At 51.3% G+C, this 25709-nt stretch carries 21 protein-coding genes; 4 read left to right on the top strand and 17 right to left on the bottom strand.

The window, feature by feature from the left end; all coding sequences use genetic code 11:
- Positions 1–4: 4 nt before the first annotated feature.
- From NSU01_RS05600 to NSU01_RS05590, 3 genes are all read right to left on the bottom strand, one after another.
- Positions 5–874, bottom strand: coding sequence for a carbohydrate ABC transporter permease (locus NSU01_RS05600; protein ID WP_042134005.1), 870 nt, complete (start codon positions 872–874; stop codon positions 5–7).
- A 24-nt stretch (positions 875–898) separates the two neighbouring features.
- The gene (locus tag NSU01_RS05595) at positions 899–1807 is read right to left on the bottom strand and encodes an ABC transporter permease subunit (protein ID WP_042134003.1); all 909 of its coding nucleotides are present in this window, start codon (positions 1805–1807) and stop codon (positions 899–901) included.
- An 80-nt stretch (positions 1808–1887) separates the two neighbouring features.
- Positions 1888–3450, bottom strand: a complete 1563-nt coding sequence (locus NSU01_RS05590) for an extracellular solute-binding protein (RefSeq protein ID WP_042134002.1) — start codon at positions 3448–3450, stop codon at positions 1888–1890.
- A 224-nt stretch (positions 3451–3674) separates the two neighbouring features.
- On the opposite strand from NSU01_RS05590, the gene NSU01_RS05585 reads away from it, so the two are divergent.
- Together NSU01_RS05585 and NSU01_RS05580 are read left to right on the top strand one after the other, a co-directional pair.
- Positions 3675–5480, top strand: coding sequence for a sensor histidine kinase (locus NSU01_RS05585; protein WP_076247439.1), 1806 nt, complete (start codon positions 3675–3677; stop codon positions 5478–5480).
- Positions 5467–7086 carry a helix-turn-helix domain-containing protein gene (locus NSU01_RS05580; RefSeq protein ID WP_076247436.1) on the top strand — a complete coding sequence of 540 codons (1620 nt, stop codon included), beginning with the start codon at positions 5467–5469 and terminating at the stop codon, positions 7084–7086. The genes NSU01_RS05585 and NSU01_RS05580 overlap by 14 nt, the downstream gene beginning before the upstream one ends.
- A 60-nt stretch (positions 7087–7146) precedes the next feature.
- Here NSU01_RS05580 and modB read toward each other — a convergent pair whose 3' ends face one another.
- The 10 genes from modB to NSU01_RS05530 form a co-directional block, all read right to left on the bottom strand.
- Positions 7147–7809, bottom strand: coding sequence for a molybdate ABC transporter permease subunit (gene modB, locus NSU01_RS05575; RefSeq protein ID WP_042133997.1), 663 nt, complete (start codon positions 7807–7809; stop codon positions 7147–7149).
- Positions 7810–7838: 29 nt separating this feature from the next.
- A complete protein-coding gene (modA, locus tag NSU01_RS05570) occupies positions 7839–8618 on the bottom strand; it encodes a molybdate ABC transporter substrate-binding protein (RefSeq protein WP_042133995.1) in 780 nt (259 codons plus the stop codon).
- Between the two features lie 204 nt (positions 8619–8822).
- The gene (nikC, locus tag NSU01_RS05565) at positions 8823–9716 is read right to left on the bottom strand and encodes a nickel transporter permease (RefSeq protein ID WP_042133992.1); all 894 of its coding nucleotides are present in this window, start codon (positions 9714–9716) and stop codon (positions 8823–8825) included.
- A gap of 11 nt (positions 9717–9727) precedes the next feature.
- Complete coding sequence (locus NSU01_RS05560; RefSeq protein ID WP_042133990.1) at positions 9728–10732, bottom strand: ABC transporter permease; 1005 nt, start codon at positions 10730–10732, stop codon at positions 9728–9730.
- 78 nt (positions 10733–10810) lie between these two features.
- Complete coding sequence (locus NSU01_RS05555; RefSeq protein WP_231575292.1) at positions 10811–12481, bottom strand: ABC transporter substrate-binding protein; 1671 nt, start codon at positions 12479–12481, stop codon at positions 10811–10813.
- Positions 12482–12601: 120 nt separating this feature from the next.
- The gene (locus tag NSU01_RS05550; protein WP_076247433.1) at positions 12602–13594 is read right to left on the bottom strand and encodes a dipeptide ABC transporter ATP-binding protein; all 993 of its coding nucleotides are present in this window, start codon (positions 13592–13594) and stop codon (positions 12602–12604) included.
- Complete coding sequence (locus NSU01_RS05545; protein ID WP_042133986.1) at positions 13591–14580, bottom strand: ABC transporter ATP-binding protein; 990 nt, start codon at positions 14578–14580, stop codon at positions 13591–13593. The genes NSU01_RS05550 and NSU01_RS05545 overlap by 4 nt, the downstream gene beginning before the upstream one ends.
- Positions 14581–14851: 271 nt before the next feature.
- Positions 14852–15817, bottom strand: coding sequence for a WYL domain-containing protein (locus NSU01_RS05540; RefSeq protein ID WP_076247430.1), 966 nt, complete (start codon positions 15815–15817; stop codon positions 14852–14854).
- A 234-nt stretch (positions 15818–16051) separates the two neighbouring features.
- Positions 16052–16735: a hypothetical protein gene (locus NSU01_RS05535; protein ID WP_042133982.1), complete on the bottom strand. Its 684-nt coding sequence runs from the start codon at positions 16733–16735 to the stop codon at positions 16052–16054.
- Positions 16736–16922: 187 nt separating this feature from the next.
- Positions 16923–17609 (bottom strand): M50 family metallopeptidase, encoded by a 687-nt coding sequence (locus tag NSU01_RS05530; protein ID WP_042133981.1) that lies wholly within the window; start codon positions 17607–17609, stop codon positions 16923–16925.
- Positions 17610–17821: 212 nt separating this feature from the next.
- Between NSU01_RS05530 and NSU01_RS05525 the strand changes: the two genes are divergently transcribed.
- On the top strand, positions 17822–18331 hold the full coding sequence (locus NSU01_RS05525; RefSeq protein WP_042133980.1) for a hypothetical protein: 510 nt from the start codon (positions 17822–17824) through the stop codon (positions 18329–18331).
- A gap of 52 nt (positions 18332–18383) precedes the next feature.
- The gene (locus NSU01_RS05520) at positions 18384–19088 is read left to right on the top strand and encodes an AIM24 family protein (RefSeq protein ID WP_042133978.1); all 705 of its coding nucleotides are present in this window, start codon (positions 18384–18386) and stop codon (positions 19086–19088) included.
- An 82-nt stretch (positions 19089–19170) separates the two neighbouring features.
- Here the strand turns inward: NSU01_RS05520 and NSU01_RS05515 are convergent, their stop codons facing one another.
- The 4 genes from NSU01_RS05515 to NSU01_RS05500 all read right to left on the bottom strand — a co-directional run bounded on the left by NSU01_RS05515 (position 19171) and on the right by NSU01_RS05500 (position 25705).
- Entirely contained in the window at positions 19171–19626 is a 456-nt protein-coding gene (locus NSU01_RS05515) for a DNA starvation/stationary phase protection protein (RefSeq protein WP_042133976.1), read from the bottom strand.
- A 231-nt stretch (positions 19627–19857) separates the two neighbouring features.
- Positions 19858–21336, bottom strand: a complete 1479-nt coding sequence (locus tag NSU01_RS05510) for a potassium/proton antiporter (protein WP_042133975.1) — start codon at positions 21334–21336, stop codon at positions 19858–19860.
- A gap of 87 nt (positions 21337–21423) precedes the next feature.
- Positions 21424–23970 carry a discoidin domain-containing protein gene (locus NSU01_RS05505; RefSeq protein ID WP_076247427.1) on the bottom strand — a complete coding sequence of 849 codons (2547 nt, stop codon included), beginning with the start codon at positions 23968–23970 and terminating at the stop codon, positions 21424–21426.
- Positions 23971–24190: 220 nt separating this feature from the next.
- Positions 24191–25705 (bottom strand): glycosyl hydrolase, encoded by a 1515-nt coding sequence (locus tag NSU01_RS05500; protein WP_076247424.1) that lies wholly within the window; start codon positions 25703–25705, stop codon positions 24191–24193.
- Between the last annotated feature and the right edge of the window lie 4 nt (positions 25706–25709).

Here is a 25709-nt window from a genome sequence, read left to right as displayed (position 1 = left end):
GCGTCTATTCCTTGATCGAACCCAGCATGGCTCCCTTGGCAAAATACTTCTGCAGGAACGGATACACGATTACAATAGGCAGCATAGCGAGCAATATCGCCGCATTCTGGACATTGGGTCCAAGGTTGGCCGCAAGCTGTGCGTCAACTGCAGCCTCTGCCGAAATATTGGAGGCGCTGATCGCCACCATCTGCCGCAGGAGCGGTTGAATCGGCCAGCGTGATGTATCATTCAGATAGATGACCGCAGAGAAGAACTCATTCCAGAACTGCACCATGAAGAACAGCGTAAACGTGGCGATGATCGGCTTGGACAGCGGGAGCACGACCGAATACAGAATTCTGAACTCTCCTGCCCCGTCAATTCTTGCCGCTTCATCCAGACTTTCCGGCAGGCTCTGGAAGAACGAGCGGATGACCATGATATTAAAAGCACTGGAAGCCGCCGGAAGCACCACTGCCCAGTAGGAATCGATCAGACCCAGATTTTTGACCACCAGATAACTGGGAATCATACCGCCGTGAAAGATCATGGTGAAGAAAATAATCAGCAGCATGATGCGGCGGCCGGGCAGAAACTTCTTGGATAAGGCATAGGCCAGGGTAATCGATACAAACAGGCTAAGCAGCGTACCCATTACCGTGATAATCACGGAGTTCTTGACCGAGGTCAGGAACGTATTCGCATTCAGCAGATAGCTGTAAGCATCCAGCGTCCAGTGCTTGGGCCAGATGAAGAAATTCCCGGCCATTGAATCTCCGGGCGGACTGAAGGATACCGCGATAATGTATAGAAAAGGCAGAATAACCAGCAGACTGATTAAGCAGATAATAACTACAATAATGGTGTCAAACCATGTTGCCTTGAGCTTCATAACGTCTCCACTCCTGTTCTTGTTCTAGAATATGCCTTCTTCGCCAAGCAGCTTTGCCGCATAATTGGCCCCGACTACAAGGATCAGACTGGCAACGGATTTGAACATGCCTACGGTAATCGCGAAGCTGTAATTGAATTGCTCCAGACCGATATGGTAGACGAACAGATCGAACACATTGGAGACATCCAGGTTGAGGCTGTTGGTCATCAGGAAGATCTGCATAAAGTTGGAGTCCATAGAGGAGCCCAGACGGAGCAGCAGCAGTATAACAATCGTGCTCTTGATGCCGGGGAGGGTAATATGCCAGATGCTCTGCAGCCGGCTCGCTCCATCCACTTTGGCCGCTTCGTACTGCTCCGGGTTGATTCCTGCCAGTGCCGCCAGGAAGATAATTGTCCCCCAGCCTGCATCCTTCCAGATGGACTGGAAGATGACCAGCGGCCGGAACCATTCATTGCTCACCAGGAAATTGGCATTGCCGTCAAACCACTGGCTGAGATAATGATTAATAACGCCTGAAGGCCCGAAGAACGAAATCGTAATCCCGTAAATGACGACCCAGGACAGGAAATGAGGCAGATAGACGATCGTCTGCGACACCCGTTTGAACACTTTGAGCCGCACTTCATTCAGGAGTAACGACAGGAGTATCGTAAACGGAAAATAAATGATCAGGTTCAGCAGGCTGATCAGCAGTGTATTTTTCAGCAAAATATAGAAATCGGAGGTTCCGAAAAACTGTCTGAAATTATCCAGCCCCACCCACGGGCTGTCCATAATGCCTTTGAACGGGCTGTACTCCTTGAAGGCTAGAATAAGTCCCGACATCGGGATATAATGAAAAACCAGAAAATAGAGAATGCCCGGTGCCGCCAGTAAATAGAAAGGCCATAATTGATTAAACCGTTTAGGACGCAAAGTTCTCTGCACAGGCTAAACCTCCTTATCCATGGGCAAAAGAAAGGGGAAGCCCCCTCCTTTGCCTCTGTGTATATTTATGGGTGTCTTATTTAGTGCGCTGCATTATATTGATCCAGCAATTCCTTGGCTATCTGCATACCTGCACCATTAGTCCAGGTATCAATCTCCTTCTGCACATCTTCCCAGGTGCCTTCACCCAGCACATATTTCGTCATCACGGCGCTCATTTTTTTGTAGCTGTCCGGATTCTTGCTGGCGAACTGTGAGTTGTAGCTGAGGAACGGATTCTCAACACCGATCTTGCTGATAATATCCAGCGTCGCCTTTTGCTGCGCCAGAATCTCCGGCTCCTTGGAGCTGGCGTATACATATGGATCTACCCGGTTCTCCAGCACGAATTGGCTCGGCTTATCCAGGTCGTATTGCTTCTTCTGCTCTTCAGTCTGCACAGCAACACCATCTTTGAAGTCACTGGAGTGAATGCCGGTAACTCCCGCTTTGGAGAATGCTATATTCTCCTCGGAGGCGGTGAAATCAAGGAAATCAACAATCTGCTGAACCTTGTCTTCCGGTACGGAGCTTGGAATGACCCACAGCCCGTAGTATCCGCCGAGTACAGCAGCACCTTTGTGTCCGTCTGCCCCTTCGAGAACGTCGACAATGGCAATTTCAGCATCCGGATCTGTCTGCTTCAGCTTCTCCACATTGGCCTCTCCCAGATCGCTGACATTCCCCACAAAAGCACCAGCTGTGCCTGCCAGGAACTTGCTCCGTGCCTGGCCCTGATTCTTGAGCACCGGCGCATCCTTGTCAATCAGGCCTTTGCTCCAGGAATCTCTCAGCCACTCCAGGAATGCCTTGTATTCGGGAGTCTGGAAATCGCGCACAGCATTCCCGCCGTCCAGCTTCCACACATTAGGAATGCCGAAGGCAAACTGAATCGGAAGCACACCTGAGAACGGTCCGGGACTGTTGACTCCGTCTGAACCATAGATCGTAAACGGAATGGTTTTGCCTCCGCCCGCCGGATCCTTCTCCTTGAATACAGCAAGTGCATTCGTCAGCTCATCCATCGTCTTTGGCACAGCCAGATTGTATTTGTCCAGCCAGTCCTTACGGATCAGGATATTGGCTTCCCCTCCGCCGTACAGGCCGCGCGGCCGGGGAACTCCGTATACCTTGCCGTCAATTCTGATTCCATCCCAGACAACATCATCGATCTGGCTGATATTCTCCGTCTTCTCCAGATAAGGCGTCAGATCATGGAACGCGCCCATCTTCACCAGGTTATTGAATTTGTCATCCTTTCCGCCGTCCATGAGCAGCAGATCATAGGAATCACCTGCCGACACGGCTACGGAGAGCTTATCGGTATAGGCCTCGGAGGGTACGAAGGTCACATCCAGATCAACGTTGCCGCGTTTCTCCAGATCCTCCAGCGCTTTATTGCTGCCCATCTCCGGCGGATTGCCGAAGAGGATCGTCATCGCTTTGATGCTGGCCGGCTTGCCGCCAGTCTCTGTCTGTGCGCTTCCATCCGGTGAGGCTGTGCTGCCTGCTGCAGAATTGTTGTTACCGGAGCAGCCTGCCAGGGCTGTTGCCATTAATGCTGCTGATGCCATAAGCGGTACAAGCTTTCTTGTAAAATTCATTGTTATCCCCCATTCGCTTGTATTGAGTGCGTTTACATTGTTCTTACACTTTGGATTATAGAAGACACCGCAGGTAGTGAACATGCCGGATTCGAGCCAAAGTGTCACCATTCTTAAGATTCCCTCGGATCTGTGTTTCTCCTTATTCTCCAATGTACTATAATCTTTATAGGATAGCCTATCCAGCATCCAGCGTCTAAAACCGGTTAACGGAAGGGGTTCCTATGAGTTCACAATTTTTCAGCTTTTTGCGGCGGAGCTTCTATATCAAGATGATTCTCGTCATGTTCGCCATCTCCGTGATTCCGCTGATTGTATTGTCTATTATCTCTGTAAGCGTATCCACCACAACCGTTGAGAAACAGGTGAACCGTCTGAATGCCCAGCTTGTCAATCAGGTCGTAGACCGGATTGAATTAACCATGACCCGGCTGAGGGAATTAAGCGAGCAATACTCACGTATTTCGTCGATTCAAGGCGCGCTGGTTTCACCGTCGGCCCAATATTTTGAAGAGGTTGTCCGCAAAAAGGACCTGATCTCCGTGCTCAGCAGCGCCTCGGCGATTATCGGGAATGTAGAGGGGCTGCAGGTCTATTCAGCTATTACAGGGGAAGTGCTCTCTTCTACGGAGGCTCCGGCTGCCCTTGCGGATTCCCCTTACCGGCCGCTGATTGAAACGTATTTGGCCTCGGGGAAACCTAATATTTTTCTGGATAAGCACTCTTTGCCGGAACTTGCGATTCTGGACTCTTCCACCTATTATATCTCACGGGTTCCCTTCGACTTGTATGAGGACTTGAAGGGAGTGCTGCTGATCTCCATGAGCAATAACCAATACCAGCGGCAGATCGAGAATATTCAGCTCGGGAGCGAGGGCTCCATTTCGCTGTTGACCGAAGACGGGCTGACGATTGCTACAACCAGCAAGCTTGAGAAAGCCGAGGATACCCGGCGTGTACAGGGTATTCTCAAGCACTGGAAAGAGCTGAACCGCCCCGATCAATTCGCAGCCGGCTCTTCCATTGTCTCAGTCAAACAGACCTCCACCTACGACAACTGGATCGTGGTCTCGGAGATTCCGTCCAAGGAGCTTACCGCCAGCGCAGACATTATCCGGCGGACCGTAACTTATTTCCTGGTCATTCTTGCGGTGCTGGGGGCACTATGCGTTGTCGGGTTCGGGTATCAGTTATACCGGCCGCTGCAAGCCGTGAAGCGGCAGGTCGATGCGCTTAAGAAAGGGCATTTCGAGGCCCGGGTCACTCATTTTGCCAATAATGAAATCGGAGATCTGGGCCGGATGCTTAATACGATGGCTGTCCGCATTCAGGATCTGCTGGCAGATTTGCATGATTCGGAGGACCTGAAGCGCAAGCTGGAGATTAGAGCGCTGCAATCGCAGATTAATCCCCATTTCATGTACAATACCTTAAATACCATCCGGATGTTCGCCATGATGAAGGATTATGAGAAGATCAATTCGCTGATGGGCCGGCTGGTCGCGCTGCTGCGGTACTCTATGGAGAATTTCGAGCAGACCGTGCAGCTTCGGCAGGAGCTTGATTACTTGGCGGATTATGTGGGGCTGCTCAATATGCGGTATAAATGTCAAATCCGGCTGGAGTCAAGCATCGAGGAGCCGCTGCAGAGTATGCAGATTCCGAAGCTGAGCCTCCAGCCGCTGATCGAAAATTCTGTGTTCCATGGGATTCTTCCGCGTAAAACGCCGGAAGGGCATATCAGTATACGGGTCTTCACCGATACCGGGAAGAACTATATCATCCTTGAGATTACTGACGACGGGATTGGCCTTGCGGAAGCCGAACTGAAGAAGCTGCAGCTCCATCTGCTCCATGAAGAGTCCACGGAGAACATCGGGCTGCAGAATGTATGGCTGCGGATGAAGCTGCTGTTCGGAGGGGACGCGCAAATTCTGCTCTCCAGTGCTCCGGGTGAAGGGCTGACGATCCGTATTATGCTGCCGTCTGAGAATGTTCTTGTAAAGGAGGAGCCTCATGAATCCCTATAGAGTTGTGCTCGTGGAGGACGAAATTCCGGCAAGAACGGTATTCCGGCATTTCATTGAAGAGCGTACCGATTTGTTCACGCTGGTCGGCGAAGCCGAAGACGGCCGGGACGGACTGGAATTGTTCCTGAAGCACAAGCCGGAGCTTGTCGTAACCGATATCACCATGCCGGGCATGAATGGGCTTGAGATGCTAAGTGAAATTGAGAAAAGCGGAGAACGTCCTCCGCAGATCATCATCCTTACCTGCCACCAGGATTTCCATTATGCCCAGCAGGCCATTCATCTGAAGGCTGCAGCCTATCTCATTAAAGATGATTGTCTTTCTGATCCCGGCCTGTTGACCCGGACGATGGAGGAGCTGGCCTCCCAGGTGAACTCACTTGATGAAACCCGGGAAAAGCATCTCCAGCTGGAACAGCAGGTCCGCCTCAGCGAGGTGGAGATTGAGCAGAGCCTCTTTCTGGATATGCTGCTGAATCCGGCGGCAGAAGCCAAATGGCTGCGCAGTCTGGAGGACGCTCAGCTCCCGCTTCACGAACAAAGCTTCAAGGTATTGCTGCTGGAGCTGGACAGGAATTCCCTTCGCTTCCCGATCGATCAGCTTGAAGAGCTGAAGCTGTGGCAATTCGCCGGAGTCAACGTACTCAAGGAGCTGCTGGCCGGCATAGGCCCGAATAAAGTCATCGCGCTCGACAAGGGACGTTTTCTCGCCATATACACCGATACGTCAAAGGCTATGCGCCCCAATTTCCCGGAACAGGTGCTGGATTCCTTTGCCGCCAATCTCAAAATGAGCTGCATTGCCCTGCAGTGCAGCTTCGGCCAGGGACTGAAGGCCCGGCCTGAGGCACTGAAACGGCTGGCTTCTGCCCCCTATCCTTTCTTTTACCGCTTTGGCGATAGCATTGCTATTGAGGATTGGGAACAGATCGCCCGTTTCCAGCGGATTCCGGAGCCCCTTAGCCGATTCTGGAGCAAGGTACTCAAGAAAGCACTGCTGGAGCCGCATTTGAACACGGCTGCACTGGAGCAGGAGCGCCTCTCCTTATACCGCCAGGCTATGGAGCAATCCTGGGACCCGGAGCAGATCAAATCCTTATATTTGAGAGTCTTCCTGGATATGAGCCATAACGTTATTGGAGCAGAGGGCGGTGCGGATCTCGAAGCGGACCTGCGTAAAAAAATGGAGCTGTGCCAAACCTTCAACTCCGTACACGAGGCGACCTGTGATTATTTCCGCAAGCTTCAGCAGCTTCAGGAGGGCGGCCGGAAGATCGATGCTTCGATTACAAGAATCATTCAGCATATGCGCGAAGACCTCAGCTATCCCTATAAGCTGGAGGAGCTGGCAGCTTCGATTAATTACAGTGTGCCTTATTTCAGCTCCATGTTCAAAAAAGCAGTAGGCGAAAGCTTCATTCAATACCTGTCCCGTCTGCGGATTGAAAAGGCAAAGCTGCTGCTGCTTACCACGGATCATAAGACATTCGAAATTTCCGAATCTATCGGTTTTGAGAATTACCGGTCCTTTAACCGGATCTTCAAGAAAGAGACCGGCGTATCCCCTTCCGATTACCGCAGAATGGGTATGGGAATGCCCCAATGATAAACCCCCGGTATCTCCAGAATTTCTGGTGATGCCGGGGGTAATTTAGCTTACACTCCGTCAGGATCGGCGGTTAACAAACATCAGCATAAGGGCCGAGATGACAATGATTGAGCATACCCACATCCAGGCCAGCGTCATGTTGCCGCCGTCAACCGCTACATAGATTGCGGTCGGCACCGTCTGGGTACGTCCGGGGATGTTCCCCGCTACCATAATCGTTGCGCCGAATTCGCCCAGCCCGCGGGCAAACCCGAGCACGTAACCTGCGGCCAGTGAACGGCTGGCCAGCGGAAGGGTTACATAGCGCAGGACCTGAAGCTCGCTGGCTCCCTGCGCCCGAGCGGCATCCTCAAGATCCTTCTCCACCCCTTCAAAGCCCGCCTTGACTGTCCTGTATACCAAGGGGAAAGCAACCACTACTGCGGCAATGACTGCCGCGCCCCAGGTAAACAGAATGGTATGCTCGGTGAACTGCTCATACAGCCTGCCAATCCAGCTCCGCCGGCCGAGGATCACCAGCAGGACGAAGCCGACAACCGTCGGCGGCAGAACCAGCGGAAGCAGCAGGACCGTTTCAACCAGGCTGTGTCCGAAGAACCTCCGCCCTGCCATCTTCTTGGCTGCGAGCGTAGCCAGTAAGAACACTATAATGCTGGTAATCACTGAAATCTTGACCGAAAGCCAGACCGGGGCGAAAAAATCGGTCCAATTGATCTCCATCTCTTCTCACCCCATTTATATAGTAGTTATTATTGTGCTAATTGAAAGCCGTAGCTTGTAAATACCGCGTCCGCCGCTGTTGTCTGTACATAATCGTAGAATGCCTTGGCCTCCGCCTGATGCGGGGACTCCTTAACAATGCCTACCGGATAATTAATGGCCTTGTGCACATGTCCGCCCACTGTCAGGGCAATCTTCACTTTGTTCGACGTAAGCGCGTCTGTCTTGTAGACGAAGCCGGCATCTGCATTGCCTGTTTCCACATAAGACAATACCTGACGGACATCCTTGGCAAAGACCAGCTTGCTCTGCAGCGTATCCCATACCTTCTTAGCCGTCAATGACTGCTGCGCATATTGCCCGGCCGGCACGGATTCCGGCTGGCCGACAGCCACCTTCTTGAAGGCTTTATCGGTAAGCTGGGTGATTGTAGTAATGGAAGTCTTCGAATCAGAAGGCACCACGAGAACCAGCTGATTCTTCAGCAGTTCCGTATTATCACTAATGAGCCCGCCATCTACCAGGGCAGTCATCTGTTTGTCTCCTGCAGAGAAGAACAGATCGGCCGGAGCGCCTTGTTCAATCTGCTTTTGCAGCGTACCGGAAGCACCGTAGTTAAAAACAAGATCAATACCGGGATGCTGCTTCTCGTAAGTCACGGCAATCTTGTCGAGACTGTCCTGCAGGCTGGCTGCCGCAGATATAATAATTTCAGTTTTCTTAGCTGCCTGTGCCCGTTCACCAGGTGCAGCAGACAATCCCGCCGCTACCAATCCCGCCACTAACACTAACCCCAGCTTCTTGAACATTTCCATTCCTCCCATGTATGTATCTTATATATTTTGGTGCTATTCTAGCACATCTTTTTTGGTTTTACTATACGTTTTGATTATGTTTGATTATATTTAGTTATTATTGACATGAACAAGTGATAATTCCAGCTGTAAGTATAGCTACTCAGAAAAAATAGCCCTTACAAGCCAAAGGCCTGCAGGGCTATCAGTGAACAGAAGTTAATTCTTCATACGCGGGTCAAGCACGTCGCGCAGGCCGTCCCCTACCAGGTTGAAGCCTAGCACGGTCAGCATAATGGACAGCCCCGGGAAAATAACCGTCCAGGGTGCCTTCTGAATGAACTGCCGTGAATCCGAGAGCATCTTGCCCCATTCCGGATCGGGCGGCTGTGCGCCGAGTCCCAGGAAACCAAGTGCAGCTGCCTCAATAATCGCAGTGGCGATGCCAAGTGTCCCTTGCACGATAATCGGCGTTAAGCTGTTCGGCAGAATATGGGTCAGCAGAATGCGGTTATTCGTCATTCCGATCGCCCGGGCTGCCGTAATGTACTCCTCCGATTTCAGAGAGAGTACCTTGGCCCTTACCAGCCGGCCATAGGTAGGGATATTAACTATGGCGATGGCATATAGCGCATTCTGCAGCGAAGGCCCCAGAATGGCTACGATGGCAATAGCCAGCAGAATACTCGGGAAGGCCAGCAGAATATCGAACATGCGGGAGATCAGCATATCGATCCATTTGCCGTAGAATCCCGCAAGAATCCCCAGAAACGTACCGACAACAATGGAACCGATAACCGAGAAGAAGCCCACCCAGAGAGATATCCGGGCACCGTATAGAATACGGGTGAACATATCTCTGCCCAGATCATCTGTACCGAACCAGTGGTCAGCGGACGGCGCCTTGAGCCGGTTGACCAGCTCCTGCTCCTTGAAGCCGTAAGGCGCGATGAAGGGTGCCAGCAGGGCAATCAGCACAAAAAACACAATGATGCCAAGGCCGAGCATCGCTGTCTTATTCTTGCGGAAAGCCTTCCACGCATCCCGCCAAGGCCCGGAAACCTTGTCAGCAGGTACAGCCGGGGGCGTTACTTGAATTGATGCCTGTCCCATAGGTTCCCCCCTCACTTGTAGTTGATGCGCGGATCAATGACGGCATAGAGCAGATCCACCAGCAGATTAATGAATACGAAGATAAAAGCAATGATCAGGATACCGGTCTGGATTACCGGATAGTCGCGTGAGCTGATCGCCTCAAATATATATCTTCCCACGCCCGGCCAGGCAAAGATTGTCTCTGTCAGCACCGCACCGCCGAGAAGCGCACCTGTCTGCAGACCTACTACGGTCAGCACGGGAATCAGCGCATTCTTAAGTGCATGCTTATATACGACAAGGAATTGCGACAATCCTTTGGCCTTTGCCGTACGGATATAGTCGGAGTTCATGACCTCCAGCATGCTCGAACGGGTCATCCGGGCAATAATTGCCATCGGAATGGTGCCCAGTGCTATGCTTGGCAGGATCAGATGCTTAATGACCGTCCACAGCTGGCGCCAGTCTCCTGCCAGTATCGTGTCGATCACATACAGATTGGTTATACTCTCCACTGGATTCCGCTGATCCATTCTGCCTATCGAGGGCAGCCAGTGCAGCTTCAGCGCGAATAACATCTGCTCCATCAGCCCCAGCCAGAAGATCGGCATGGACACGCCAATGAGCGCTATAATCATCGCGGTATAATCAAACCAGGAATTCTGCCGCCAGGCACTTAGAATACCGGCGTTCACTCCTACAATCGTAGCGAACAGCATACTTGCTGCCGTAAGCTCCAGCGTTGCCGCCAGATAAGGCATAATCTCTTTGGCAATCGGTGTTTTGGTCCGGATCGAGGTTCCCAGATCGCCCTGCACCAAATCGCCCATATAGTTGAAGTATTGCTGCAGCCATGGTTTGTCGAGACCAAGCTGCTCGCGCAGCGCCTGTTTGGACTGCTCGGTTGCCTTTTGGCCCAGAATGGTTTCTGCCGGATCACCCGGAATGGCATGAATAATGGAGAAGACGATAATCGTCATTCCGATCAGCACAGGAAATAAAACCATGACACGTTTTAATAGGTAGGAGTTCAAGTTGGCTCACCTTCCAGTGGTCCTTAAGCATAACTTGCCGCCCGGCATGCGGCGGCAAGGAAATGCTTATGGAGCATACTATTCGAAGTAAATTTCGCTGTAATATTCCGTACCTGTAGGGCCTGGAACGAATCCTTTCAGATTGGCCTTCGCAGCCAGCAGCGGTGTAGTGTGCACAAGCGGAATCCACGGTGCATCCGCTTTGATGATCTCCTGAGCCTGTTTGTACAGGTCGGAGCGTTTCGCCTGATCCGTTTCCTTCTGGGCATTGATCAGGATCGTGTGCAGATCTTCATTCACATAGAAGGTACGGTTATTGCCGGGGATAGCATCCTTATCGAGCAGCGTATACAGGAAGTTATCCGGGTCACCATTATCGCCGGTCCAGCCGAGCATGTAGATATCATCCTTCTCGCCGGCTTTGGTGTCATCCAGATAAGTCGCCCATTCCGGAGATTCAATAACCGTCTTCACACCGATTTTCTCCCAGTCCGCCTGAATGGCTTCCGCAACCTTCTTGCCGTCTGGCATGTAAGGCCGGGATACCGGCATAGCATAGAGGGTTACTGTATCCGGCAGGCCGTCAGGGTAACCAGCTTCCGCCAGCAGTGCCTTTGCTTTGTCCAGATCATAATCATAATCCTGCACAGCATCGTTGTAGCCCCACAGTGAAGGCGGCATCGGGTTAACCGCTGCAGTAGCCTGGCCTGAGAAGAATGCATCGATGATTGCCTGTTTGTTCACCGCATAGTTCAGCGCCTGTCTTACTTTCACATTATCAAAAGGTTTCTTCTTAAAGTTGAAGCCGAGGTACGCTACATTGAACGGCGGGCGCTCAATCTTCTGCAGCTCAGTATTGCCTTCAAGTGTGGACAGATCATCCGGGCTTAAATCCTCCATTAGATCGATCTCGCCGTTCTGCAGGGCATTGAAGCGTGCCGAGTTGTCCGGAATGGAGCGGACGATTACTTTGTTCAGCTTAGGAAGGCCTTCTTTCCAGTAGTTCGGGTTCTTGTCCAGTGTAATGGAATCATTATGCTTCCACTCCGTGAACACGAAAGGTCCTGTGCCTACCGGCTCGTTCTTGAAGTTCTCCTTCTTCTCCTGGATGGCAGCAGGGCTGGCAATCCCGAAGGAGGTCATAGCGATATTCTGCAGGAACGGTGCCTGCGGCTGGTTGAGTGTGAACTTTACCGTAGTGGCGTCTACAGCCTTAACCTCTTTGATTACACGGCTGCCGTCCGGACCGAACATCGAATCATAGTAATCAAAGGAATCGCCTTCGAACTTGAACTCACTTGCCGGATCACTCCAGCGCGTGAAGTTGAAGACTACTGCTTCAGCGTTGAAATCCGTTCCGTCATGGAACTTCACGCCCGGATGAAGCTTGAAGGTATACGTCAGACCGTCAGCAGATACCTCCCAGCTGTCCGCAAGGGATGCCTGTACTTCAGAGGTGCCGGGCTTGTATTCCAGCAGGGAATCGAATACCTGGTGGGCAATCTTCAGGGATTCGCCATCGGTGACAATGGCCGGATCCAGCGATGCAGAATCGCCGCCGCGCCCAAGAATCAGCGTATCCTGAGTGTTAGCCGATGTTTCAGGTGAGCTCTCCGGTGCTGTAGTCGCCGCTGCATTCGTGCCTGCAGTCGCTTCTGTGCCTGCGTTGTTATTGTTACCCCCGCAGCCGCTTAATGTTAATACCGCCCCCAGCGTTACTGCCAGTGCAAGACTACTCCACTTCTTCATCTCTAGAAAACTCCCTTCTCTCATTAAAAGTATTAAAGCGTTTATATGGAGCTGCGCCAAAGCGCTGCCATATATCAGGGCCAATGCATAGAGAGCGGTATTGAATTCTTCCTTCTTTCATTAGGCCAGCCGGGAACGGACTTCCTCATCATACAGATGGCACGCGGTCAAATGTCCGGCCCCTGTCTCCTGCAGCGGCGGTCTGACATTACGGCATACCTCCATCACCCTGAGACAACGTGTATTAAAAGCACATCCGACCGGTGCATTCGCCGGACTCGGCACCTCACCCTGCAGAATGATCCGTTCCTTGCGGATATCAGGATCGGGCTCAGGAACTGCGGACAGCAGTGCCTGCGTATAGGGATGCTGCGGATCGGCATAGAGCTTATGCTTATCAGTGACTTCAACAATCCGTCCCAGATACATGACGGCAACACGGTCGCAGATATGCTTCACCACGCTGAGATCATGGGCGATGAAGATATAGGTCAATCCGAATTCCTTCTGTAAATCCTGCATCAGGTTAATGACCTGTGACTGGATCGATACATCCAGTGCAGATACAGGCTCATCGGCGATAATCAGCTTCGGCTGGAGCGCCAGTGCTCTGGCAATCCCGATCCGCTGGCGTTGTCCGCCGGAGAACTGATGCGGGTAACGCTGCAAATGCGCTTTAGCCAGCCCGACTACATCCGCAAGCCGTTCTACTTCAGCCCGACGCTGCTTGGCATCGCCTACTCCGTGCACGATCATCGGCTCTTCAAGAATACGCTGTACGGTATTGCGCGGATCTAAGGATGAGAACGGGTCCTGGAAAACAATCTGCATCTCCCGGCGCCGCTTGCGCATCTCCTCTATAGATAGCTTCGTGATATCCTGACCTTCGAACCAAACCTCTCCCGCCGTGGGCTCAATCAGCCGAAGCAAGGCACGGCCGGTTGTGGATTTACCGCAGCCGCTCTCTCCAACCAGGCCAAAGGTCTCACCTTTGCTTACCGAGAAGGAGATATCGTCCACAGCCTTGACATAACCCTGCGCGCGATTGAAGAACCCTTTGTTGATCGGATAATACTTCTTAAGGCCCTTGACCTCTAGCAGGCTCTCACTCATACCGCATCCTCCTGTTGACTTTCATGCAGCCAGCATCTGCAGCTGTGCTGTTCCTCCTGGAGCGTAAGCTTCGGAAGACTTTGACGACAGATATCCATGACATCAGGGCAGCGCGGCGCGAACCGGCAGCCCTGCATTTCTTTGCTGAGAATCGGCACATTGCCCGGAATTGAATACAGTCGTTCTCTGGTTTCATCCATCCGCGGTACCGATTCGATCAGCCCCCGGGTATACGGATGCAGCGGATTCTTGAAAATATCACGTACGCTGCCTTCCTCCACTACCTTGCCGGCATACATAACCGCAACACGGTGGCACATCTCCGCTACAACACCAAGATCATGGGTAATCAGCATAACTGCGGTACCCTGTTCTTCGTTAAGCCGGCGGATCAGATCCAGAATCTGTGCCTGAATCGTTACATCAAGCGCAGTCGTCGGCTCATCGGCAATCAGCAGCTCCGGACTGCAGGAAATGGACATGGCGATCATTACACGCTGGCGCATGCCTCCCGACAGCTGATGCGGATATTCATCAATAATGGCCTCCGGCCGGGGAATGCCAACCTTGCGGAGCATCTCTACAGCGTGCTCCCGGGCCTCCTTCTTGGAGAGTCCGCGGTGCAGGCGTACGGTTTCTATAATTTGCTGTCCGACCGTGAACAGCGGATTGAGCGAAGTCATCGGTTCCTGAAAAATCATCGAGACCGAGTCACCGCGGATCTTACGCATCTCTTTCTCTTTGAGCGGGACAAGATCACGGCCCTTCAGCAGGATACGTCCGCCCACGATTTTTCCCGGGGGATTCGGAACCAGCTTCAGAATGGACAGGGAGGTTACGCTTTTACCACAGCCGGATTCGCCTACCACACCCAGAACCTCACCCGGATTAATGTACAAATCAACACCGTCAACTGCAGGAACTTCACCGCGGTCTGTAAAAAAGTGGGTGTGCAAATTTTCAATTTTTAGAATGGGCTGGATCAAATCTCTACCTCTCTTCTACTTAAAAATTGAACAAAGGTCAAATGACAGGATAGAAAATATATTTAAAAAGTTAGATATATTAACGAATACCTGACATGACACGTTACAATAATCCGCTTAAATACACATTGTTGTTATTTAATGTATAACTTACTATATATACCCCGACTAGACAAGGAAAATTTGCACATATAACTAACACGAGTGTTTTGGTATGAATAATTACATGCCCAACCTGTGTAAATACCTATATATAAAAAGAAAAACTGCGCTATTTGTATAGCGACAGCCATTTCTCGAGCTGATTTCTGAGAACTTCCCGGTAGTAGACCGGCTCCATAATCTCAGCTTCTTCCTCGTATCTCATAATCCAGTGAACAAAGCCAATATCCTGCTCCACCGCAACCTTAAAATGCAGACAGCGGTTCTGGCGGTCCACCCTACTGGGCTTCACAAACATCTCCTCATGCTTAAGCCTCTCCATCATCCGTTCCGAGAACTTGACTTTGAATTCTACCTGCAGACTATCCTGGTCCAGAGACCACTTCTGCTCCATAAAAGCCTGTAAATCAAATTTATCCTTGGAGAACCAGCTGTCCAGCGGCTTCACACTGGAAAACCCGTTAATATGAAAGGTGCGGATGATCCCGAAGCGATGACAAAACCCAATCAGATGAAAACGATTCTCCAACGGGACCAGGCAGTAGGGATCAATTTTGATACCTTTTTCTTCGTATGCATTCTCACTGTAGTCCGCCTGTATACTGCGCTGCTTCATCACGGCATCCAGAATGCCGGTCAGATAGAATGGCTGATCTCCATGAGATCCGCTTCTCTCCATCCAATGCTGACCCGCCTCCTTCTTCGCGCTCTCCATCGTTTCTTCCCTTTCTGCCTTTTGCTTATATTCTGCGGCCATCACTTTCTCATAGGCGTCTTCGAAATCCGGGGGCAGTAAAGGTTTGATATCCGTCATAATACTGCGCAACTGTGAAAATGCGGCTGCTTCTTCTTCTGACCAATCCAAAGGGTACAGTGCAAAATTACCGATAAAAGCATATCCCTTACCGTGTCCCATATGGGTAATGGGGATATGCATGGCACTGAGCGCATCCATATCCCGGTAAATCGTTCTCTCACTGTTGCCGCATCGTTCCGCCAGCTCACGGGCCAGAATTCCCGGTTTGGCTTGAACTAGCGTAATAATGCGCATCAGCCGGATTAATCGGTCTGTCATTTTCAGTTCTCCTTGATTCATGGTAAAATAGACCCATTATTTTTAAATAAACTAGTTATATATATCTATAACCAAGGATGTAATAACCGAGATAAGAAAATATAATAGAACTATTTTACTATATTACCACATTTATATATTACACGATTCGTTATCTATTTCTGCGAATTGGATTCAAATTTTAACCTATATGTATGATCACTGCCTATTGTATCCCTGCTGCATTCCTTACATTTATCTCGTTACAACCTTTCCCAAGAGAGTCATCTCCACCTCAAGCTGCTTATAGAGTGCTTCCGCTTCCTTTACAAGCTGCATATCGCCGGAACGTGCAGCGAGCAGCAGCAATTTATCCGCCTGACGCCGCAGCTTCTCCGTGGAGACCTGCTGCTGATTTTGGGCTCTGGCCACTTCCCTTTCTGCTAATAATCCCTCCATTTTGAGCAGTTCTACATGCTTCTCAACATGAAAACAACACTGAGCGCCCAGTACATCCGTATGATGTGAATATTCCATTCCGAGCTTCTTGAGCGGCAGCTCACGTATACGTTCTACCGTGGGCTGTCTGTATTGCCACTGCAGCCAAAGCGCCTCATGTATGCCTGCAGGCATGCCTGACATCGTAAATTCCAAAGCAATAAACCTGCGTTGCCCGGAATGGATTTTGCCCAGCTTCAGCAGCAGTGAGCGTCCTTCTCCTTCTTCTGCTGTACACCCGTAGCATCCGGTCACCGTAACGTGGCTTTCCAGCCATACGCGCAGCTCAATTTCCCGGGCTACAACCTTTCGGCTTTTCTTGCGGAATTCCTCTCCTTGTGACACTCCTTTCCACTCCACGAGCAGGATAATATTCTTCGCACCTCCTGCTAAAATCCGATCCTGGCTCCAAGTAAATATGGGCTGAATACTTGCTTGCATATTTCCACCTCTTTCTTTTTTTGGGTCTTCTATTAATGTACCAATAATGGCGGACAACTCCTTGTCATGGAATATATGTTCGGTCCTATAATATCGACAAAAAAAGAGCCAACCTACCACTAAAGGTAATTGCCTCTTTGCGAAAGTCTATTATTTTGTCAAAATATGACGAACACAGTTTTGCGCATTATAGGCTTCTTGCCCGGTTAGCTTTTTTTTCTTCCCTGAAAAAAAAGCCCAGCGCCCACTTGGCACATAGCAGCGAGAAGAGGAAGAACAGCAGTGCCCACAATATAGCCGGCAGCGGCGTTAATCTGGCCAAATTTGCTGCATCCCCCGCACGGGAAGGCGTCAGTACCGAAGCCGTTACCAAAAATAGCGTCCCCATTACGGACTCCTCCAGAGTCAGAAATGCAAGAAATAAATAATAATATTTGCTGACCTTCGGCCAAAGGAACAGCATAGCGGCATTCAGCAGAATAAAACCGCTCAGCCAAATCATCCCAAAGCCGCCCCGTACATAGAGCACCAGCATCACCAGCGCAACACCGCTGGCCATAATCAGCCCCCACTGCCGCTTGTCTCTACTATATAGATAGAAGAGCAGCAATGAGAACAGTGAAGCCAGAGGATAACCGGCCAGCGATACAAGAATTGCCCTCCCCCCTGCGGCAATCGCTGAATAGGTTACACCGCTATGGTCGGGATGCAGCTCTATCCGCAGCACACTCCCCGAGAGCAGCAGGGTTACCAGCGCATGGCCGAATTCGTGAAACATCGTATCCAGATTACGGAATAAGGATGAGAACGGAATAAACCGGGTCAACAGTGCAGAACCTGCCAGAAACAACAACGTTTTGAGCCATTTATTCACTCGAAGCAGCTCCTTTCCGTTCAAAGTATACGTTAATTTATGTGCACACTCAATATAATAGAAACCTTCATATGATTTGTACTGTATTACACATATGGTTACCTGCATAGACAGGAAGGGTAATTATGCCTAAAGCTGCCCGCACTGCCCAAATCAGGACCGGCTATGATAAAATAAGAATACAACAAGCCTATAACAGGTGGTGATCATTAATGAACAAACGCGCAACAAGAAATATGATAAAGCTGCTGGGGTCGGCCTTGCTGCTGCTCGGGATTTCTTTCACTTATGATATCCCTGCGGCCAAAGCCAACTATTTCACTGATTTATATAATGGACTACAGAGCTTCTCGGAGCTGCCCGGTGAAGTCAACAAACTGCAGGAGAGCTATCAGCAGACGGCGGAGGAACTGCAGAAAACAAAGGCGGAGCTTGGAACGGCAGTGGACGAGCTGGGGCAGACAAAAGACCAGCTGGACCAGTCTCTGCAGCAAATGGCGACCTACCAGGCCCAGAATGCCGCGCTGCAGGAACAGAACCGCCAGCTCAGCCAGGTCGTCGATGAACTGAAGAATGACCGTACGGCACGGGAAAATTACTATAACCGGATCAAGGTGACGGTAATCACCGGACTTGCTCTTATCCTGGGTTATTTCCTGCTAATCCGGCTGCTGCGCTTCACCATGCGCCACCGTTCCAGAAGAAGCGACCGGCTGCGTTAAGGCTGGAGGAAGAAGCGCATGTATACAGCACTGCACGAGGGGAGCATAAGGAATGAATGTTGATGTCCAGGATGAAGGCGACAGCGGCAGCGGACAGGCTGTTGCTTTTACCGTCGCAGAGAATGAAGAGGTTCATGTGCTCCATCCGCAGCAGATTATAGCCTATCAAGGCCCCTCTTCAGGACGGGCGGACCGGCTGATGGATGTGAAGGGCATGTACCGCAAACGAAAGCTGATCCGCTCGGATATCACCGGCCCCTGCCGGTTCGTCGCTGCATTGCCGCCCGGTTACCGTGTCAAGACGCTGCAGCTCGACGGCAAGAGCGATCTGCTCTATGATTTCAGGCATCTGTTCTTCTACAGTAAGGGAGTCACCATGCAGACCAGAGTATTGAATATGAAGAATATGCTGATTACCCGGGATATCGTCAAGGTGAAATTCTCCGGTCATGGCAGCATCGGCATTCTGACAGAAGGTACAGTCTGTGAAGCCGAGCTTGACCCGTTTGATCCGCTGTATGTCGATGCCGGCAGTATTATTGCCTATCCCGAGAATGCCCGGCTTGAGCTTACGGTCTACGGCAATCATCTCGCCAGCCAGCATATGAGCTATCACTGGAAGATGACCGGCCACGGGCCTGTGCTGTTCCAGGCCGGACGCCAGAGCAGGCGTTTTCAGCGGGATAATAATGAAGACGGCATTATCAAACGGTTCCTGCGCGAGGCGTTGCCGTTTGGCGGAGTATTTATCAAGTAAACCTGCCGGGATAACCGGCCATACTGCAAAGAGCGCCCGTGCGGATACCACGGGCGCTCTTCTTATATACTTTTGTTACAGTTTAAGCCAGGTAAGCGTTCAGCATCCAGGATGTTTTCTCTACGCTTGTTCTAATACCGATCAGCAGGTCAGCCGTAGGCTGGTCGCTAAGCTCTTCGGCAGCAGAGATCGCCTGCTTCAGCTCTTCGGCTACGGCAGTGAAGTCCTTAACCAGCTGCGCTACCATTTCCTTCGCGCTTTCGCCGCCGGTTGCTTCCTTCAGTCCGGAGAGAGCCAGATATTGTGTCATTGTGGAAGCAGGTTGTCCGCCAATGGCGAGCAAACGTTCAGCCAGCTCATCCACATAACCGGCAGCTTCATTGTACAGCTCTTCAAATTTCTCATGCAGCGTGAAGAATTGTGCTCCGCTGACATACCAGTGGTAATGATGCAGCTTCACTCCAAGCAGCGTCCAGTTCGCTGTCTGACGGTTCAGGGCAGCATGCAATTCAGTATGGCTTTTAACTTGTGTACTCATTCTAATAACCTCCTGGGATGTGTATTTATTTGTTATTGTATTTAGACTCATTCTAAATCTATATACAATTTAACACAGATTACGCCTTAATGCAACTCTGTTTTATGATATAGGGTTACTGCAAATTCTAGCATTCCCCTTTCGGAACCTCCTATTATTTCGGTCACAATGCTGTAAAATCTGCTATATTGACACAAATCACTTCACCCGGCAGAGAAGCTCACATTTATCCTAAACCGATGTGATATCTGTCTCCGCCGCCTTCCCCTTCCCGCTCCGGAAGATCGCCCGCATCTCGTCCCGTTTGGTCTTGGGGCTGAGTACATATACTGTATCACCCGGTTCAATAACCGTGCTGCCATGCGGCGTCACGATGCTCTTGTTGCGGATAATCGCGGTGAACAGGATATCATCCGGCAGCCCGATCTGCGCAATCTGCATCCCGGCAATCGGCATATGCCGGTCAATCCCGATGTGGTTAAATTCGGAATCCGTCTTGCCAAGAGCCACGAGCTCCATCAGCGACGGCTGGGATGCATCCTCCCGTCCTACCAGTCTAAGCCGCGATGCCAAGGGCGAAATGGTCGTTCCCTGAATGACCGCCGAGGTCAGGACTACGAAGAAAACGACATTGAAGAACAGCCGGCCCTGCGGAAGCCCCGCGAGCAGCGGGTAGGTCGCAAGCACAATGGGGACGGCGCCCCTGAGTCCGGCCCAGGAGATCAGTGTCTTTTCGCGGAAGGAGAACTTGGCAAACAGCAGACTGATGAATACACCCGCAGGTCTTGCTACTACCATTAGAATAACGGACAGCAGTATACCCTGCCAGGCAATATCCGCCAGCTCCTGGGGAAAGACCAGCAGTCCGAGCAGGATGAACATGGCAATCTGCATCATCCAGGCAAAGCCGTGATTGAAATTCATGATCGTACGGTGATACATCAGCTCGGAGTTCCCCAGCACCAGCCCCATGACATAGACGGCAAGCAGACCGCTGCTGTGGACCATCGCCGAAACCCCGTAGGTCAGAACCGCAAAGCCGATGGCCATCACCGGGTACAGCCCGGTGGAGTCCAGATTGATCCGGTTGATCAGATATGTAGCCAGCTTACCGATAAGAATCCCCAGCAGGAGACCAATCCCCATCTCCCAGAAGAAGGAGAGCACCAGACTCCAGATTGCAGTATCAGGATGCTGTATCCATTCGATCAGGGAGACGGTGAGGAATACCGCCATCGGATCGTTGCTGCCTGATTCTGCTTCGAGTGTGGAGGTCAGGCGTTTATCAATGTTTTTGCCGCCCAGTACTGAGAACACCGCAGCCGCATCCGTCGAACCGACAATCGCCCCGAACAGGAAGCTCTCCGCCCACGGCACGCCTAATATAAATCTGGCAAAAACACCGACAACCCCCGTTGTCACAAGCACACCTGCCGTAGCCAGCGACAGCGCCGGCTTCATGACCGGACGGATATCCTTCATACTCGTCTGCATTCCGCCTTCAAACAGAATAACCACAAGCGCAAAAATCCCGGCGATCTGTGTTAATGAAGCATTGTTGAAATAAATGAAATGGCTGAGCACCATCCCGGCAGCGATAAACAGAACCAGTGCGGGCATTCCAAAACGGGTGGAGAATTTGGTGGACAGCACGCCTACCAGCAGCAAAGCCGCCAGCAGCAGAATAATTTGATCTGCAAGATGAGTCATCGATCCGGTTCACCCCTTTCCCATTCATACTTCGCAGCAAAAAACCCCGGTGGCTTCTTAAATCCACGGAGCTTATTATGCCGTCCTTTATTCTCTTGAATACACCTGCAGCTCCTGAATCGACCAATAGTTGCCTCCGGAACCTGTCTGCTGTATGCGGATATAACGGGTTTGGACCTGGGAAAAAGCAATTCTTGTCAACTCCAGCTTCCCTTTGCCGGATGCTACCTGTGTCCAGCTCTTGGCATCATCGGATACTTGGACGGTATATCCCCGCGGATAATCATACGACGATAAAGTATAAATCAGCTCTATGGCTTCTATTGCATGTACTGCACCTAAATCAATCTGGAAGTATTCACCTGATGCCTGGTGCTTACCGGTATCCCAGCGTGTGCGCCGGTCCCCGTCAATGGCACTCTCCGGCTTCGAGGCTGCCGTGTTCACATTAGACGTAACCTTCCAGCCGGTCCGGTCCAGCGGGACGAGTCCGGTTGCTGTAATCTGCGTCTTCTCCGACATGACGCCAGAGCCTGACACTCTTACCGCATAAGTATACAATGTGCCCTCCTGCAGTTTGCTGTCAGTGTACTCTGTGCTCTGCACACCTGCCGCAATCACTTTCAGTTCACTGCCCGGGCCGTCGGCCCGGAGCACTTCATAGCTTGCCCCGGGAGCCTCCAGCCAGCTCAGATGCATCGACAGCCCTTTGACTGCCGCGGCCTTGAAGCCTTGCGGCGCCACATCCGCTACTTCGGAAGAGGGCTGCAGAATATACTGCACCGCCTCACCCGGAGCCAGCGTTTCGGTGAATTCCAGCACAGGCGTAGCATTCCTGCCCGACATATAGCTGCGTGCCTCTTCATAAGTATCTCCGCGGCCAAAGCGTTCACCCTCATATACGGTCTTCTCCGGCATGGTCACCTTCACTTTAACCGTCTGCTCGGTTTCTTCGAAATTGACAAAGTTCACAAGCAGTTTGTTGGATGTGGCTCCGCTGCCTGCCAGAGGCTCAAGGGTGGAAGTGTCTACCGCCCGCACATACACCAGTTTGTCAGCCAAATCATCTTTGTTCGTAATCTGGTAGCTCAGCGGCGCCCCGTGTGTGGCATAAGCCAAATCCAGCCGGCGCATAATACTTACGCGTGAGTCTTCACCTTCTTTGGTATAATAAATCTCTGTAGCTCCCGGATCATGTTCCTCCAGGTTGAAGCCGTACTTGAACAGACTGAAGTTCTTGAAGAAAGCGGCATGCTGCACAAACATATCGGCATATCCGATATGCCCCCGCATAATCCGGTCAAACACCGCCGCAGTCCGCTCGGACGCGCCGTATTGATAGGCATCCACATGAGAATCCGAGGTGCCGAATTCGGTGGTGAGCATTTTTTTGCTGAGACCGTCTACAGCTCCCCCAAAGGTCTTCAGGTTCTCTGTAAAGCTGCCTCCATTGCTGAAAATGTAGGATTCACCATAGGAATGCCCATTGGTCAAATCCGTTACTTCCTCCAGCTCGTTCCGCTGCTCCGGGTCCCGTTCCCAGCCGTCCGGATCTCCGCACTGCTTAAGCGTCCCCTTCTGATTACCACAGGAATCTTCGCTGTAACCCGGCCAGTATGCCCAGCCCGGGGCCACCGTCTGCAGATGCGGTGCGATCGTCTTGCCTTTCTTATTCAGCCAGTCGGCTATCGCCAGATTGACTGCTTTGGAACGGTTGAACAGTCCGGGCTCATTATCCACCTCATAATACTGGAAATACTGGCCGTACTGCTTGAAATAATCGGTCAGCTTCTTCTCCGCATCATCCGGCAGTGAACCGTCTTCCTTGAGCTTGATATCACCCGTGTACAGATAGAGGGCAACAGCCTGCATATTATAATCCTTCAGGACCTCGTAGTACTCTCCCATATTCTCACAGGATCTGCCCACATCGCTGGCACAGCTGGTCCGCATAATGTTGCCGCTGTAGGCTAAACCCAGCCATTTCATAATATAAGGCAAATGCGTAACTGCACCTTTGTCAAAATAGAACTGTTTGTTGTTGACCATGGTTCCGGTCAGCGTATAGCTCCCGTGAATCGGCTCCTTGACCGGAGTCTTCAGTGCTTCCAGACTAAGGTTATCCCATGTCCACCAGTTATACTTATCCTCCGCAGCGGAGGAATAGATCCCGCGCGCTGCCCGCAGTGTCAGCTCGTTGGTTCCGCTGATGAGCTGTTCTTTGGGAATGTACAGCTCATAGGTTTTGCGGAAATCGTATTTACTGTCCGTACCGTCCACACCGGCAATCTGAATAATCCCTGACAGCTGCCGGTTAGAGAATACGCTCATCTGCGGTACGGATTTGTAGGCATCAAGGATGCTGACACGAAATAAGACCCCGTTAACCGGGATCTTATCCAGCTTGTAGGTAATCCGCAGTTCAGGATTGGTAGCGCCGTGCAGCCCGGACGGGATACTCTGAAGCTCCGCCGCCTTCACTGCGGTTGAAGCAACGCTGAATACCCCCTTGGCCCCGTTTGATCCGGCTGCTGCAAACTCTGCGGCTGAGCCGTCATGCTGGCCCAGCTTCCATAGTACAGTCCCCTCCGGAACTGCGGGACCCGCATCCTTGGCTGCAGATAATTCCGACATGTCAACCTCCACCTCGCCGCTATTTGTCCCATCCTCTCCGAAGACAGAAACGGACAACAGAAACAAGATGATCAATGCTGCAAATTTTAGTAGTAGATGAATGGGTTTATTTCTCTTTGTTTTGAGTCTAGTCCTCATTCCCTTGTCCTCACTTTCTTCCAGGGTGGCTGTAATGTACCGGTTTCCGTAGAGCCGCATTCGTGATGACCAGCTTCATTCCTCAAGGAAGAGTCAGCGCGTTCTGGGGAATCACCGCCTGCTTCTGGCGCGGGCTTTGCCACATCAGACGGACGCTTGCGTCACCGTGATTCTCATAATACTCCACTTTAATATCGTAGGCAGTTGCGGCTGTAAGAGTTATACTTCCCTCCCGGCTGACACCGCTTTGCTTCTTCCAGCTGTCAATGATCAGCTTGCCGCCGATCCACACACGGATGCCGTCATCGGAAGAGGCTGTAAAAGTATACTTTTCACTGTAGACTGGCTTGATCTTACCGGTCCAGCGTACGGAAAAAGAGTCCTTGCCGATTCCCGGCGCCGGTGAATCCCCATGCCAGTTGAAGTCAATCCTGTTGTCATTCCGGGTAAGCAGCGGTTTGCCGGACAGCTCCGCATTGCCGAAATATTGCCCCTTGAGACCGTTGCGCGATACCGCAGTAAGTGTGTTGATCTGAGCATTTAGTGCCAGCTTGTAATCATCCCGTGATACGGTGTACTTATTGCTCATAAAGCTTTGAATTTTCTGGAGATTATTATTCTCGAGCAGCATTTTCCCCCATGTCATCGTATATACCCATTTACTCTGGGTTTGAGACAATATGACAGGGTCTGGAAGCTCTCCGCTCTCCCCGATACCGATCGGTTTGCCGTCTGCCAGCTTCAGAAGGTTCTCGTAATAGGATTGCTTAAAGTCATTGTTATAAATATCGGCTGCCAGTACATCCACCTTGGAGGCACCCGGATAATAGTCGCTGTAAGGCTTTGCCCACTCGTTCGGTGCATTCGGGTTCCATACCCATAGCAGGTTATTCAGCTTATGTGTGTTCACCATACGGTCGTACACTATATCCCACAGCTGGGCAAAGTTATCCTTGTGCCCCCACCAGAACCAGTTGCCGTTCATTTCATGATATGGACGCCATAAAACCGGAACTCCGGCATCCCGCAGTTCTCCCAAGTACCCGGCTACCTCATCCAGCTCGGCAATCAGAGCTTTGTACTGCGGAGTTCCCGGAGTAACGTACGCGTCAAATTTGTCCTGGCTCAGATTCATTTTTACATTAGCCCATTCGGGAGCGGTTCCCGGCAGATTCTGATGGAAGGTCATCGCCACAATGCCTCCGCCTTTGTACCACTTAATGGCACTGTCTACGACAGCTTGGCGCTGCCCAGCAATGGTCTCTTCGGACTGGTTGTTAATGGCTCCCAGCTCGTAGCCGTGCAGAACGGCATACTGCCCGCTTGCATTTTTAAGCTTATTATTGAATTCATCGGGGCTCTCCAGGTAATCATGCTGGCCGGAGATCATGCCCTTGCCGCTGAGATCGGACAGATAGCTTAACAGTGCGGTGGCTTCCTTGGAAGCGGAGGAATTAACGGGTTTGATTGGAGCGGCAGGAGTATTGACGGTACGTGCTACCGGAAGACTGCGCGCCTCCCCCCATGGCAGAAGAGAAAGGATAAGGATAATTGGAATAATTGTTGTATATAGCCTGTACTTACGGTAAGTGTTCAATATA

Source organism: Paenibacillus sp. FSL H8-0259, from assembly GCF_037963255.1.
In the GTDB taxonomy this organism is placed as follows: Bacteria; Bacillota; Bacilli; order Paenibacillales; family Paenibacillaceae; genus Paenibacillus_AQ; species Paenibacillus_AQ phytohabitans.
Note: the sequence above shows the minus strand (reverse complement) of the source record. Positions and strands in the feature narration are given on the sequence as shown.

Excerpts from the sequence above, each read along its gene's own strand:
- NSU01_RS05600 (WP_042134005.1), bottom strand. The coding sequence starts at position 874 with ATGAAGCTCAAGGCAACATGGTTTGACACCATTATTGTAGTTATTATC.
- NSU01_RS05590 (WP_042134002.1), bottom strand. The coding sequence starts at position 3,450 with ATGAATTTTACAAGAAAGCTTGTACCGCTTATGGCATCAGCAGCATTA.
- NSU01_RS05585 (WP_076247439.1), top strand. The coding sequence starts at position 3,675 with ATGAGTTCACAATTTTTCAGCTTTTTGCGGCGGAGCTTCTATATCAAG.
- NSU01_RS05580 (WP_076247436.1), top strand. The coding sequence starts at position 5,467 with ATGAATCCCTATAGAGTTGTGCTCGTGGAGGACGAAATTCCGGCAAGA.
- modB (WP_042133997.1), bottom strand. The coding sequence starts at position 7,809 with ATGGAGATCAATTGGACCGATTTTTTCGCCCCGGTCTGGCTTTCGGTC.
- modA (WP_042133995.1), bottom strand. The coding sequence starts at position 8,618 with ATGTTCAAGAAGCTGGGGTTAGTGTTAGTGGCGGGATTGGTAGCGGCG.
- nikC (WP_042133992.1), bottom strand. The coding sequence starts at position 9,716 with ATGGGACAGGCATCAATTCAAGTAACGCCCCCGGCTGTACCTGCTGAC.
- NSU01_RS05555 (WP_231575292.1), bottom strand. The coding sequence starts at position 12,481 with ATGAAGAAGTGGAGTAGTCTTGCACTGGCAGTAACGCTGGGGGCGGTA.
- NSU01_RS05550 (WP_076247433.1), bottom strand. The coding sequence starts at position 13,594 with ATGAGTGAGAGCCTGCTAGAGGTCAAGGGCCTTAAGAAGTATTATCCG.
- NSU01_RS05540 (WP_076247430.1), bottom strand. The coding sequence starts at position 15,817 with ATGACAGACCGATTAATCCGGCTGATGCGCATTATTACGCTAGTTCAA.
- NSU01_RS05535 (WP_042133982.1), bottom strand. The coding sequence starts at position 16,735 with ATGCAAGCAAGTATTCAGCCCATATTTACTTGGAGCCAGGATCGGATT.
- NSU01_RS05525 (WP_042133980.1), top strand. The coding sequence starts at position 17,822 with ATGAACAAACGCGCAACAAGAAATATGATAAAGCTGCTGGGGTCGGCC.
- NSU01_RS05520 (WP_042133978.1), top strand. The coding sequence starts at position 18,384 with ATGAATGTTGATGTCCAGGATGAAGGCGACAGCGGCAGCGGACAGGCT.
- NSU01_RS05515 (WP_042133976.1), bottom strand. The coding sequence starts at position 19,626 with ATGAGTACACAAGTTAAAAGCCATACTGAATTGCATGCTGCCCTGAAC.
- NSU01_RS05510 (WP_042133975.1), bottom strand. The coding sequence starts at position 21,336 with ATGACTCATCTTGCAGATCAAATTATTCTGCTGCTGGCGGCTTTGCTG.
- NSU01_RS05505 (WP_076247427.1), bottom strand. The coding sequence starts at position 23,970 with ATGTCGGAATTATCTGCAGCCAAGGATGCGGGTCCCGCAGTTCCGGAG.